The organism is Bradyrhizobium iriomotense (genome assembly GCF_018130765.1).
In the GTDB taxonomy this organism is placed as follows: Bacteria; Pseudomonadota; Alphaproteobacteria; order Rhizobiales; family Xanthobacteraceae; genus Bradyrhizobium; species Bradyrhizobium iriomotense_A.
Genome location: NZ_JAFCJZ010000005.1, coordinates 53,386 through 66,062, shown reverse-complemented (window position 1 = coordinate 66,062; position 12,677 = coordinate 53,386). Strand labels below are relative to the sequence as shown.

General features: G+C 65.5%; 13 protein-coding genes. 8 read left to right on the top strand and 5 right to left on the bottom strand.

Annotation, left to right across the window (positions count from 1 at the left end; translation table 11 throughout):
* Nucleotides 1-3 precede the first annotated feature (3 nt).
* Complete coding sequence (gene lon / locus JQ635_RS11240; protein ID WP_211409931.1) at nt 4-2,406, bottom strand: endopeptidase La; 2,403 nt, start codon at nt 2,404-2,406, stop codon at nt 4-6.
* Nucleotides 2,407-2,414: 8 nt separating this feature from the next.
* Nucleotides 2,415-2,798, bottom strand: coding sequence for an Hsp20/alpha crystallin family protein (locus JQ635_RS11235; protein WP_211409930.1), 384 nt, complete (start codon nt 2,796-2,798; stop codon nt 2,415-2,417).
* A gap of 176 nt (nt 2,799-2,974) precedes the next feature.
* Here JQ635_RS11235 and JQ635_RS11230 point away from each other — a divergent pair, with 176 nt between their 5' ends.
* The 3 genes from JQ635_RS11230 (at nt 2,975) to JQ635_RS11220 (ending at nt 6,206) form a co-directional block, all read left to right on the top strand.
* Nucleotides 2,975-3,601, top strand: coding sequence for a MarC family protein (locus JQ635_RS11230; protein WP_211409929.1), 627 nt, complete (start codon nt 2,975-2,977; stop codon nt 3,599-3,601).
* Nucleotides 3,602-3,752: 151 nt separating this feature from the next.
* Nucleotides 3,753-4,406 (top strand): L-fuculose-phosphate aldolase, encoded by a 654-nt coding sequence (locus JQ635_RS11225; protein ID WP_211409928.1) that lies wholly within the window; start codon nt 3,753-3,755, stop codon nt 4,404-4,406.
* A 12-nt stretch (nt 4,407-4,418) separates the two neighbouring features.
* Complete coding sequence (locus tag JQ635_RS11220) at nt 4,419-6,206, top strand: chloride channel protein (RefSeq protein WP_211409927.1); 1,788 nt, start codon at nt 4,419-4,421, stop codon at nt 6,204-6,206.
* A gap of 47 nt (nt 6,207-6,253) precedes the next feature.
* Here the strand turns inward: JQ635_RS11220 and JQ635_RS11215 are convergent, their stop codons facing one another.
* On the bottom strand, nt 6,254-6,511 hold the full coding sequence (locus JQ635_RS11215) for a DUF2798 domain-containing protein (protein WP_211409926.1): 258 nt from the start codon (nt 6,509-6,511) through the stop codon (nt 6,254-6,256).
* A 291-nt stretch (nt 6,512-6,802) separates the two neighbouring features.
* Between JQ635_RS11215 and JQ635_RS11210 the strand changes: the two genes are divergently transcribed.
* Nucleotides 6,803-7,198, top strand: a complete 396-nt coding sequence (locus JQ635_RS11210; protein ID WP_211409925.1) for a hypothetical protein — start codon at nt 6,803-6,805, stop codon at nt 7,196-7,198.
* 1,016 nt (nt 7,199-8,214) lie between these two features.
* Here JQ635_RS11210 and JQ635_RS11205 read toward each other — a convergent pair.
* Nucleotides 8,215-8,433: a hypothetical protein gene (locus JQ635_RS11205; protein WP_211409924.1), complete on the bottom strand. Its 219-nt coding sequence runs from the start codon at nt 8,431-8,433 to the stop codon at nt 8,215-8,217.
* 222 nt (nt 8,434-8,655) lie between these two features.
* Between JQ635_RS11205 and JQ635_RS11200 the strand changes: the two genes are divergently transcribed.
* From JQ635_RS11200 to uraD, 4 genes are all read left to right on the top strand, one after another.
* Nucleotides 8,656-8,937: a hypothetical protein gene (locus JQ635_RS11200; RefSeq protein WP_211409923.1), complete on the top strand. Its 282-nt coding sequence runs from the start codon at nt 8,656-8,658 to the stop codon at nt 8,935-8,937.
* Between the two features lie 89 nt (nt 8,938-9,026).
* A complete protein-coding gene (locus tag JQ635_RS11195) occupies nt 9,027-9,440 on the top strand; it encodes a DUF3830 family protein (RefSeq protein WP_008134648.1) in 414 nt (137 codons plus the stop codon).
* Nucleotides 9,441-10,376 carry an allantoinase PuuE gene (puuE, locus tag JQ635_RS11190; protein ID WP_211409922.1) on the top strand — a complete coding sequence of 312 codons (936 nt, stop codon included), beginning with the start codon at nt 9,441-9,443 and terminating at the stop codon, nt 10,374-10,376.
* A gap of 5 nt (nt 10,377-10,381) precedes the next feature.
* Complete coding sequence (gene uraD / locus JQ635_RS11185; protein WP_211409921.1) at nt 10,382-11,269, top strand: 2-oxo-4-hydroxy-4-carboxy-5-ureidoimidazoline decarboxylase; 888 nt, start codon at nt 10,382-10,384, stop codon at nt 11,267-11,269.
* Here uraD and JQ635_RS11180 read toward each other — a convergent pair.
* On the bottom strand, nt 11,266-12,663 hold the full coding sequence (locus JQ635_RS11180) for a nucleobase:cation symporter-2 family protein (protein WP_211409920.1): 1,398 nt from the start codon (nt 12,661-12,663) through the stop codon (nt 11,266-11,268). The two genes, uraD and JQ635_RS11180, sit on opposite strands and share 4 nt — an antisense overlap.
* Nucleotides 12,664-12,677: the final 14 nt, after the last annotated feature.

Sequence of the window (12,677 nt, the reverse complement as noted above, 5' to 3'; positions counted from 1 at the left end):
GCATCACTCCGCCGCTTCGATGTTCGCATCGACGTGGGCTGCCGCCGGCTCGAGCGCCGCGGCGATGGCCTCGTCGACGCGCTCCAGCCAGATGAATTCGAGGTTGTCCCGCGCGCTCTGCGGGATGTCGTCGTAGTCCCGCTTGTTGCGCGCCGGCAGCATCACCCGCTTCAATCCGGCAGCGGCCGCAGCCACCACCTTCTCCTTGATGCCGCCGACCGGCAGCACCAGGCCACGCAGCGAGATCTCGCCGGTCATCGCGGTGTCGCTCCTCACCGTGCGATTGGTGAGCAGTGACGTCAGCGCCGTGAACATCGCCACACCCGCGCTCGGCCCGTCCTTCGGGGTTGCACCCGCCGGCACGTGAACATGGATGTCGCTCTTCTCGAACACGGACGGATCGATGCCGAGCTGGTTGGCTTTGCTCTTCACCAGCGTCAGCGCGGCCTGCACGCTCTCGCGCATGACCTCGCCGAGCTGGCCGGTCAGGATCATGCCGCCGCGGCCGGGCACGCGCGAGGCCTCGATGAACAGGATGTCGCCGCCGACCGGCGTCCAGGCAAGGCCGGTGGCCACGCCCGGAATGCTGGTGCGCTGCGCGATCTCGCCTTCGAAGCGCGGCTGGCCGAGCACGGTGGCGATGTCCTTCGGGCTCACCACGACCTTCGCAGCCGTGCCTTCGGCGACCTGCACCGCGGCATGACGGAACACCTTGCCGATCTCGCGCTCGAGGTTACGCACGCCGGCCTCGCGGGTGTAGCCCTTGACGATCAGCTTCAAGGCCTCCGGCTCGATCTCGGCCTGCTCGGCCGTCAGGCCGTTGGCCTCCAGCTGCCGCCGCACCAGGTAGCGCCGCGCGATCTCCAGCTTCTCGTCCTCGGTGTAACCGGCCAGGCTAATCAGCTCCATGCGGTCCAGCAGCGGACCCGGGATCTGGTCCAGCATGTTGGCGGTCGCAATGAACACCACGCGCGACAGGTCGAAGGGTACGCCCAGGTAATTGTCCCGGAACGTCCCGTTCTGCTCGGGGTCGAGCACCTCCAGCATGGCGGCAGAGGGATCGCCCTGCACGCCACGGCCCATCTTGTCGATCTCGTCCAGCATCATCACGCAGTTGCGGGCGCCCGCCTTCTTGATGCCCTGGATGATGTTGCCAGGCAGCGCGCCGATATAGGTGCGCCGGTGACCGCGGATCTCGGCCTCGTCATGCACACCGCCCAAGCTGACGCGCACGAAGGGGCGATCCATCGCACGCGCGATGGACTGGCCGAGCGAGGTCTTGCCGACGCCGGGCGGGCCGACGAAGCACAGGATCGGGGCCTTGCCCTGCGGGGCGAGCTTGCGCACCGCCAGATATTCGATGATCCGGCTCTTGATCTTCTCCAGGCCAAAATGATCGGCGTCCAGGATGCGTCGCGCTTCCTTGATGTCGATCGGCTTCTCCGCGGGCAGCGCCCAGGGCAGTTCGATCAGCCAGTCGAGATAGGTGCGGACCATGCCGGCTTCGCCGGCAGCCTCCGGCATGCGCTCGTAGCGGCGCAGCTCCTTCTTGGCGTGCGCCTCCGCCTCCGGCGGCATGTTGGCCTTGGCGATGGCAGCCGTCAGCTCGGCGACCTCGGCCGCCTTGCCGTCGCCTTCGCCGAGCTGGCGCTGGATGGTCGCCATCTGCTCGCGCAGGATCGCCTCGCGCTGCCGCTCGTCGAACGTGGCGCGGGTCTTCTGGCCGATTTCGTTGCTGATGCGCAGCACTTCCAGCCGCTCGGCCAGATGCTTCGACACTTTCTCCACGCGCAAGGCGAGGTCGATGGTCTCCAGCACCTCCTGCTTGTCCTGCGGTTTGATGTCCATGAACGAGGTCGCCAGATCCGCCAGCGCGCCGGGCGCGGTGGTGCCCTGGAACATCGCGGTCAGCTCAGGCGGTGCCTGCGGCAGCAGCTCGATGGCCTCGATGGCCTGGCGCTGCAGGTTCAGCGCGCGCGCCTCGATCTCGGGCGAGCTCGTCGTCGGCTCCGGAATCTGCTGGATGCGCGCGGCCGGGAACGGCGTCCCCGGCAGGAAGTCGAGGATGCGCGCGCGCTGCACGCCCTGGCAGACGATGTGATGCGTGCCGTCCGGTGCGGTGATGTAGCGCACGATGTTGGCGATGGTCGCGACCCGGTAGAGGTCGTCCGGCCCGGGCTCCTCGATCTCGGGGCTGCGCTGCAGGACGATGCCGACCGGCCGCTGCTCGCGCAGCGCCTGCTGTGCGGCGGCGATGGACTTCGCCCGGCCGATCGCAATCGGCGCGATGGCGCCGGGGAACAGCACCATCTCGCGCACGGGGATGATGATCAGTGCGTCTTCGGGGATCTTCACGTCGGACTCGGCAGAATTGGTCTGTGCGTTATTCATCTGTTCGGTGGCCATGATCGACCTCAGGATTTGGCGAGGCGCAGTGCGACACAGCCGTCCATCACGAAGCGGCTGATGGCATAGCGGCCAAGGGGCAGCGCGATGCGCCGCTCGAAGCGGCCTTGCGGCAGCTCGAGGCGGTGGATGCGGGCTTTGCGAAGCTCCGGCGGAAGCGTGCGCTGGCCGGAGATCACGAGCACGCCGTCATGGATGACCGTCTCGACATTGTCCGGATTGACGCCGGGAAGCGCGACCAGGATCAAAAGCTCATGCTCGGTCTCGAGCACGTCGATCGGCGGCTCCCAGCAGGCGTCCTGGCGGCCGAACTGCTGACGCAGCCGTTCGGCGCGGGTCAGCGAGTCCAGGGCTTCGGACAGCATCCAGTCGAGGGGATTTTTGGGTTGCATGGCAAACTCGGGGAAGGCGCTGCGGTTGGAAAACGGGGATATGGGGACGGTTCCCCAAAATTCCAGCATCGCGCTGCGTGAGCAGGATGCTTGTCTGCCTCACCAGATTTGCAAGGCGACCCCGTTGAGCTAAGCCGGTTCCGAGATCGTCCATGCCTGCAAGGAGCCGGCGCCCCATGCTCGACTTCGCCCTGTCCGCCTTCGTGACGCTGCTGCTGGTGGTCGATCCGGTCGGCTTGGCGCCGGCCTTCCTGGCTGCGACCGGAGGCATGCCCGACAAGGTCAAGCGGACGATCGCGCTGCGGGCGCCGCTGATCGCGGCCTCGATCCTGGTGGTGATCGCGCTGGTCGGAAACTGGCTGCTGCGCCAGCTCGGGATCGGCATCCCCGCCTTCCAGATCGCCGGCGGGCTGCTGCTGTTCGGCGTCTCCTACCAGATGATCTTCGGCGATCGTCCGCATCGCGAGGCGCGCGAGGCCGACAAGGCGACCTCGGAGCATGCCTCCGACGTCGCGGTGTTTCCCCTGGCCATCCCGATGATGGCCGGTCCCGGCGCGATCGCGACCACGCTGCTGCTGTCGGGCGACGCCGGCTACGGTGCGAAGCTCGCGATCATCATCGCGATCGTGCTCGCGGTGTGCCTGCTCTGCATGCTCTGCTTTGTCTCTGCCGGCCTGATCGCCCGCACCCTCGGGCGCACCGGAAATGCCGTGCTCTCGCGCGTGCTCGGCATGCTGCTCGCGGCCTATTCGGTGCAGTTCGTGATCAACGGCATTGCGGCCGTCCGGGCGAGCCTGGCGTAGGCCTGCGACAATCTGTTAATTTGTTGATTTTACGGTCTATTTCGAGAAGGGGCGGGCGCGCCGTCCGGATCGCGGATGGACCGGTCGCTTTCGCTTGCACTGCCATGTTGCTTTGACGTACTTCCCCTTTCACCAGCGCCAGGAAATCGGGATGTCGATGACAGCGGACGAACTCGCCAAGAGACAGGCCATCATCGACGCCTGCCGCCGCATGAACGCGCTCGGCATCAACCAGGGCACATCAGGGAATATCAGTGTCCGGCATGCGGACGGGCTTCTGGTCACGCCGACCAGTGTGCCCTATGACGCCATGACGCCGGACCAGATCGTCTTCATGGCGATGGACGGCTCGCATGCGCCAAATCAGAAGCCGTCGAGCGAGTGGCGCTTCCACCTCGACATCCTGAAGGCGCGGGATGACGTCAACGCCGTCGTCCACGCCCACCCGACTTACTGCACCATCCTGGCGATCATGGGCATGGACATCCCGCCCGTGCACTACATGATCGCGGCGGCCGGCGGCGACAGCATCCGCTGTGCGCCCTATGCCACCTTCGGCACGGCGGAACTGTCCGAGCACGCGCTGCGGGCGCTGGCGGGGCGGCTCGCCTGCCTGCTCGACCATCACGGCATGATCGCGATCGGCAAGACGCTGGACAAGGCGATGTGGCTCGCCGTCGAGGTCGAGACGCTGGCGCGGCAATATCACGGCTGTCTTCAGATCGGACAGCCGCCGCTGCTTTCCAGCGACGAGATCGAACGGGTCCGCCAGCGCATGGCCGGCTACGGCCTGTCGGAAGGGTAGGGCGGGCAAAAGGTGTTCGTACGGATCAGGCGCCTCGTCGATCGCAAGGGAACCAACCGCACCATGGTTCGGCTGCGCGCGCTCTTGCGCAGCAACGAGTTCTACCTGATCCCGCTGGCGCTCGTGATCGGCACGCTGGCCGGCGCGATCGTGACACTGATGGCCGAGATCGCGCAGATCGCCCATGTGGTGATCTACGGCATTCCCGTCGACGTTCGCCTGTCGGCCAATGCGCGCGTGACCCCCTGGGCCGCGCTGCTCGCGCCTGCGCTCGGCGGACTGGCGCTCGGCATCATGGAATGGTCGCGGCGGCGCATGAAGATCTCCAACGCGGTCGACCCGATCGAGGCCAACGCGCTGCGCGGCGGCAATCTCTCGATGCGCGACAGCGTGGTGGTGTCGAGCCAGACGCTGATCTCCAACGGTTGCGGCGCCTCGGTCGGCCTCGAGGCCGGCTATACCCAGATCGGCTCCGGCATCGCCTCGCTGCTCGGCAAGTTCTTCAATCTGCGCCGCAACGACCTGCGCCTGATGGTCGGCTGCGGTGCGGCCGCCGCGATTGCGGCGGCGTTCGGCGCGCCGATCACCGGCGCCTTCTATGCCTGCGAGCTGATCGTCGGCGTCTATTCGGTCGGCAGCGCCGCCCCGATCCTGGCGGCCTCGCTGGCGGGCGCGCTGACCGCGCAATGGCTCGGCGGCGCACCGTATTCATTGGAGATACCCAAGGTCAGCTCCGTCGGCGTCGAGCAGTACCTGGCGCTGATCGGACTCGCCCTCATCACCAGCGGCGTCGGTATCGCCGTGATGCGTTCCTCGCCGATGTTCGAGCGCCTGTTCGCCTGGCTGCCGGTCTGGCTTCGTCCGGTGTTCGGCGGCCTCATCGTCGGCGGTTTTGCGATTGTCACCCCGCAGGTGCTGGCGGCAGGCCACGGCGCCATGGTGCTCGATCTGTTTCACGACATGACGATCGGCCTGATCGCGCTGATCATCGCCCTGAAGGTGACGGCCTGCCTGATCTCGCTCGCCTCGGGCTTCCGCGGCGGCCTGTTCTTCGCCTCGCTGTTCGTCGGCAGCCTGATCGGGAAGTTCTTCGCCGAGCTGTTGGAACTGATCAGTCCGAACTTCGTGATCGATCCGCTGGTGTCGATGCTGACGGGCATGGCGACGCTCGGTGTCGCCATCGTCGGCGGACCCCTGACGATGTCCTTCCTCGTGCTCGAGATGACCCGCAATGTCGACGTCACCGCCGTGGTGCTGGCCGGCTGCATCGTCACCTCGATCTGCGTGCGCTTCATGTTCGGCCACTCCTTCTCGACCTGGCGCCTGCATCTGCGCGGCGAGACCATCCGCAGCGCCAACGACGTCGGCTGGCTGCGCAACCTCACCGTCGAGCGCTTGATGCGCTCGGACGTCGGCAAGGTACCGTCGACCACGACGATCGCGGCTGTGCGCCGCGAATTCGCGCTAGGGTCACGGCCCGGTATAGTCATCGTCAACAACGCGGACGAATATGTCGGCCTCGTCCTGCTGCCCGACCTGTATTCCAGCGATCTCGACACCATCGCAGACGACATCCAGGTGATCGAGCTCGCCCGCCTGATCGACATCGTGCTGATCCCGGAAATGAACGTGAAGTCGGCGATGGCGGTGTTCGACGAGGCCGAAGCGGAGATGCTGGCGGTGGTCGATTCCACCGACAGCCGCAAGGTGGTCGGCTTCCTCACCGAGAACTTTGCCCGCCGCCGCTATGTCGAGGAGATCGACAAGGCCACGCGCGGCGTGCTGGGGGCGTTGTCGTAAAGCGTTGAGGCGGGACGGCGTGCTGCGTGCGCCGCCGTCCGCGCCTTCTATCGGCCTGGCTGAGACGGGGACGCGACGAGGCAGGCCACGATCCGGCGGACCAGCGGCAGCACCACGAGCAGCGTCGGGAAGGCGACGAGCCACGACAGCCCCCAGGCACCGGGCCATGTGGCGAGGAACGCCGGCGTTGCGCCGAGGCTCCGGAGCGTTGAAATGACCGACACCACGGCCGTCATGAGGATGGACAGCACGAATGGCATCACGATCGGCGCATAGCGCGCCGGCAGTTTGCGAACCGCAATCATCTGATTTCTCTTCAAGAATAGAACGCGTCAGTCACGGTGAACCCTGGAAATTGGCATCGATCCCGACGGCGTCGGTTGATGCGTTGGTTCACGTGAACGCTTACGGCGACCGAAAAACGGCGCGGCTGTTCATTATCCGCTCAGGTTGAATGGCGCAAGCTGGATCGGATCGTTCGGTTTACAATCGTTCAAAGCGTGGCAGATTGCCGCGATCACGAAACCATTTCAGTGGTTTGCGCGTTACGGACGGTTTGCATAGATGTGATTGGGCGAAAACAGAGGAAGGTCGAGATGAGCAGACTCATGATTTCCGCAGCAGGCCGCAACACCGTCCTGGCCGCATGCGCAGGCCTGGCGCTGCTCGCAACCTCGGTATCGCCCTCGGCTGCGGCGGGCCCTCAGCCGGCGCAGGCGGCGTCCACAAAGGCAGGTCAGGCCTCCTCCGACGTCACTGATTTCAGCGCGTCCCGTCGTCGCCATTACTACCGGCGCGGACCGAACGCCGCGGGTCTCGCCTTCATGGGCGCAGCGGCGGGCATCATCGGCGGAGTGATCGCCGAGCAGCGACGCCGCGACTATTATGAGAACCACTATTACGGCCCGCGTCCTTACTATGGTGGCCCGGGCTATTACGGCGGCCAGGGCTATTACGGCGGCAGTCCCTATTATTACGATCCGGGCTACTGATACCGGTCGTATCGAGCGGCCGTAGTTCGTCGGTCAGATCCACTTCCGGATTTTGCAGAAGGGCGGTGCTTGGCGCCGCCTTTTTGGTTGCTTCCTTGCTCCCGTAGCCCGGGTGAGCGAAGCGATACCCGGGACGTCACCGCAAAGACCCCGGATGTCGCTTCGCTCATCCGGGCTACGGCACCGGCCTGTGTCGCCCGGCTGTCAACCCGTTGCTGCGAAAATATTCCGCTTTACCGAAATTCGGATTTATCGTATGTGTCGCCCATCCCAGCTCATCCTTGAGGGGCGATCATGTGGTCGTCATTTTCGCGAGCCGGGCTTGCGGTGGACGCAGCAGCGTCGGGCGCGATGGCCAAGGGCAGGGCGGATTGCTCTCCGTGAGCCCCAAGGCTTCGTGCGGACGAACGGCGCTGACAGGTTTCGTCTCGTCTGTAAGTTTCCGGCTCCGTCGACAGGGCTGGGAATACTGCGGCGAAATGGCGGACCGTGCGTACGGCAAAACCGTGTGGTCCTGGCCGTCGTTGCTACGGTCAAGCTCTTGCGGAGGCGGCCCTCGCGTCAACCGGCGCGGTGCTGGTGAATTCCGCGAGCGTGAGGGAGGCCAGAACGAACTCGGCTCCCGGGAGAGCACGGCATAAGCCGTCCGACCATCGCGCAGGGAAGGCCGTGTGTTGGGCTTCACCTGTATGCTGCTGTGCGGTTCTTTTGCGCTACCTTTCGCGCAGCGGACCGCGGGTGCCAGCCGGCACCCGGCCTTCCCTGCGCCCTCTTGGCTCAAGAGGGTGGAGAGATCAGCAAAGCTCGGGCGAAATCAGCCGCGAGGATGCGAGGGCGTGTCTGCGAGCAGAGTGTGAGCTTGAGCACAACGTCGGTGCCCCTTGCTCCGTCATTGCGAGCGCAGCGAAGCAATCCAGACTCTTTCCGCGGCGGCAGTCTGGATTGCTTCGTCGCAAGGGCTCCTCGCAATGACGGTGTGGAGGCAGTTGCGCTTCGACCGCCCTACGCTTCCAACATCACCGTCCCGCCGGTGCCGACATCGCGCCGTTGGCATAGCGCGACCAGTCGGGCACGGTCGGCTGCGACGGCCAGATGGCGGCATTGGAGTCGCGCACCGATTGAGTGATGGGAGCGCGTTGCGCCTTGCGAGCGTGGTGGCGGTCGTTTGCGGCGGCGGTCTGGACGGTGGCGGCGGCGATCAGGGCGGCGCCGAGAAGGGCGAAAGTCTTTTGCATTGGTGTTTCTCCCGTGACGACGCTCCCGGCTATGAGAGAAGTTGTCGTCGTCGCGGCTGACATGGCGATGTGGCTTGCCGAATATCAGCGGCGCCGCCATCACGTTGGAGCGAGCAAATTTTTTGGTCCCGGCTAAATATTCGGCAGCCGGCCCGCGGCGCCGATGGACTTGCCCGCTGCAATCCGGTTCAATGGGGCGAATTGGCTTTCCAGGCGACAACGATGTCGAAATATCTGCTGGTCCTTCTCCTGATTGCTTCGCCGGCGGCGGCGCAGATCAAGCCCACGCCGAAGAGTTCAGCGGCGCATCCGGACCCCTGCGCGCCGATCGGGCGGACCGCGGACGGCAAGCTGGTCTATTCCATGAAATGCGAGAACCTGCCGGCACCGCCCGCACCGCCGCCGCAGGGGGAACTGAAGGAGGTGCCGCCTGCGGCAGCCGCCGAGCCGGAGCCGGAGGTGCGGCGGAGCGGCATTTTCGGCTGGTCCTACGACCGCAGGTGATGTGGCTTCGCCCTTGCGCGAAGCCCGATGGAGTGCTTTTTGCTGAAAGTTCCCCGTGGGGCCTTCAGCCCCCGATCCAGAGAGATGAGATGAGCAAACTCGTTATCCGCGCAGGCGACTACACCTTCGATGCCCGCTTCGAGGAGCAGGCGGCGCCCAAGACCGTTGCCGCGTTCCGCAAGGCCATGCCGTTCGAAAGCCACATCATCCATGTGCGCTGGAGCGGCGAGGCGGTGTGGATGCCGCTCGGCGACCTCGATTTCGGCGTCGGCTACGAGAACCACACCAGCTATCCCGCGCCGGGCCAGATCATTCTCTATCCCGGCGGCATCAGCGAGACCGAGATCCTGATGGCCTATGGCGGCGTGAGCTTCGCCAGCAAGATGGGCCAGCTCGCCGGCAATCACTTCATCACCGTGACCTCGGGCCTGGAGAATCTGGCGACCCTCGGCAAGAGCGTGCTGTGGAAGGGTGCACTGCCGATCCGCTTCGAGGAAGTCTGAGTGACTGACGCCCGCTACCCGCGCGATCTCCGCGGTTACGGACGCAATCCGCCGCATCCGCAATGGCCCGGCGACGCGCGGGTCGCGGTTCAGTTCGTCGTCAATTTCGAAGAGGGCGGCGAGAACAACATCCTGCACGGCGACCGCGCCTCGGAAGCGTTCCTGTCCGACGTGCTCGGCGCGCAACCCTGGCCGGGCCAGCGCCACGCCAACATCGAATCCATGTTCGAATATGGCTCGCGCGCCGGCTTCTGGCGGCTGTGGCGGATGTTCACCGAGCGGAAGTGGCCGACCACCGTGTTCGGCGTCGCCACTGCCCTGAAGCGCAATCCGGAAATCGTGGCTGCCATGAAGGAGTCGGGCTGGGACATCGCAAGTCACAGCCTGAAATGGATCGAGCACAAGGACATGACCGAGGCGCAGGAGCGCGCCGAGATTGCCGAGTCCATCCGCGTCCATACCGAGGCGACCGGTGCGCGGCCGCTCGGCTGGTACACCGGGCGCTCCTCGATCAACACCAACCGTCTGTTGATGGAGGAGGGCGGCTTCCTCTATCTCTGCGACTCCTATGCCGACGACCTGCCTTATTGGGTCAAGGGCGCCAAAGGCAAGCAGCTCATCATTCCCTATACGCTAGATGCCAACGACATGCGGTTCATCAACCCGCAGGGTTTTGCCGAAGGCGAGCAGTTCTTCACCTATCTGAAGGATGCCTTCGACGTGCTCTATGCCGAAGGCGAGACCGCGCCGAAGATGATGTCGGTGGGGCTGCATTGCCGTCTCGCCGGTCGGCCCGGCCGTGCTGCGGGCCTGATCCGCTTCCTCGATTACATCGGCAAGCGCGAGCGTGTCTGGGTGCCGACGCGGCTCCAGATCGCGCAGCATTGGCACGACAAGCATGCGCATCTCGCCGCCGATGCGTTCGAGATCGGATAAGGACAATGCCGCAAATTTCGCTCGCCGATCTCAATACTGCCAGCAAGGCCGACTTCGTCGCCGCGCTTGCCAATGTCGTCGAGTATTCGCCGTGGATTGCGGAGAAGCTTGCCGAGCAGCGGCCATTCACCGGCATCAACCAGTTGCACGCCGCGCTGATGGCGGCGATCCAGGCTGCGGAGCCCGACGTACAGCTCGCGCTCATCCGCGCGCATCCCGATCTCGCGAACAAGACCCAGCGTGCGGCGGGCCTGACGGCGGAATCGACCGACGAGCAGAACAGCGCCGGCCTCGACCGGTTGTCGGACGCCGAATACGCCGCATTCGAGCGCGTCAACAACGCCTACCGCGAGAAATTCGGCTTCCCCTATATCGTCTGCGTGCGCCGTCACACCAAGGATTCCGTGCTGCGTGACTTCGAGACGCGCCTGCGCAATATCGGCAAGACCGAGACGCGCCGCGCGATCGAGGAGATCGGCCGCATCTCGGCGCTGCGGCTCGATCAGCTCGTCATCGCCGACGACAAGCTCAAGGTGCATGGCCGGCTCTCGACCCATGTGCTGGACAACCACGCCGGCAAGCCTGCGCCCGGCATTCCGGTCGAACTCGTCGAGCTTGCGAATCTCGGCGAGAACCGCGTCATCGCGCGTACCGTTACCAATACAGACGGCCGCACCGATCAGCCGCTCATCGGCGGGCGTCCATTGCCGATCGGCCGCTACGAGCTTCGCTTCAGCGTCGCCAGATATTACGCCGAGCGCAACGTGCCGCTGTCAGACCCGCCGTTCCTCGACGAGATCCCGCTGCGCTTCGCGATCAGCGAGCCGGAAAATCACTACCACGTGCCACTGCTGGTGACGCCGTGGAGCTACGCGACCTATCGCGGCAGCTAAACATGCTGTGCCGACGCGGCGGCTGACGCGGTGTCGGCTTCCGCGGCAGCACCGCCGCTCAATCCGTTGAAGAAGGCATTGAGCAGCACCGAGACCAACGCGCAAAGCAGGATGCCGGACTCCAGCAGCGGCTGCAGATCGTGAGGCAGATTCCGGAAGAAGCCGGGTGCGGCGAGCGGGATCAGGCCGAAGCCGATCGAGATCGCGACGATGAAGAGATTGTAGCGGTTGGTGCGGAAATCGACCGAGGTGAGGATGCGCGCGCCTGTTGCTGCCACCATGCCGAACATCACGAGGCCCGCGCCGCCGAGCACGACCAGCGGCACCGCCTCGACCAGCGCGGCGAGCTTCGGCAACAGGCCGAGCACGAGCATGATGCAGCCGCCCGTCACCGTCACCCAGCGCGAGCGCACGCCGGTCACCGAGACGAGGCCGACATTCTGCGAGAACGAGGTGTAGGGAAAGGTGTTGAAGATGCCGCCGAGCAGCGTGCCGACCCCGTCGGCGCGCAAGCCTCGGCTCAGCGCTTCGCGGTCGACGGCCTTGCCGGTGATGTCACCGAGCGCGAGAAACATGCCGAGCGACTCGATCATCACCACGATCATGACGACGCACATGGTGATGACAGGCACGAGGTGAAACTGCGGCATGCCGAAGCGAAAGGGGATGACAAGTGCGCCCCAGGAGGCCGCCGCGACCTTGTCGAAATGCATCACGCCCAGGATGCTCGCGAGCACAGCGCCGGCGATGATGCCGAGCAGCACCGCGACGTTGGCGACGAAGCCGGAACCCCATTTGATCAGGCCGAGAATGACGAGCAGCACGAACAGCGAGATACCGAGGCCCTGCAATTGCCCATAGGCCGGATTGGGAAAGCTGCCGGCGACGCCGTCGACCACCTTCGTCAGCGTCGGCAGGCCGCCGCCGGCCCAGTTGATGCCGACCCGCATCAGAGAAATGCCGATGATGAGAATGATGGTGCCGGTGACGACGGGCGGAAACAGCGGCAGCAGCCGGCTGACGAACGGCGCGACGGTGATGCCGAACAGGCCGGCCGCAATGACGGAGCCGTAGATGCCGAGCAGGCCGATCTCGGGCGCGGCGGCCATCGACAGCATCGGGCCGACGGATGCAAACGTCACGCCCATCATCACGGGCAGGCGGATGCCGACGCCGGGGAAGCCGAGGCACTGGACCAGTGTCGCAAGGCCGCAGGCGAACAGATCGGCGCTGATCAGGAAGGCAACATCCTCCGGCGGCAGCTTCAGCGCGCGCCCGATGATGAGAGGCACCGCGACCGCACCGGCATACATCACCAGTACATGTTGCAGTCCGAGCGCCAGCAGGCGCGGGACCGGCAGGACCTCGTCGACGGGATGAACTTCGCTGGTCATGGATGCATCCCCCG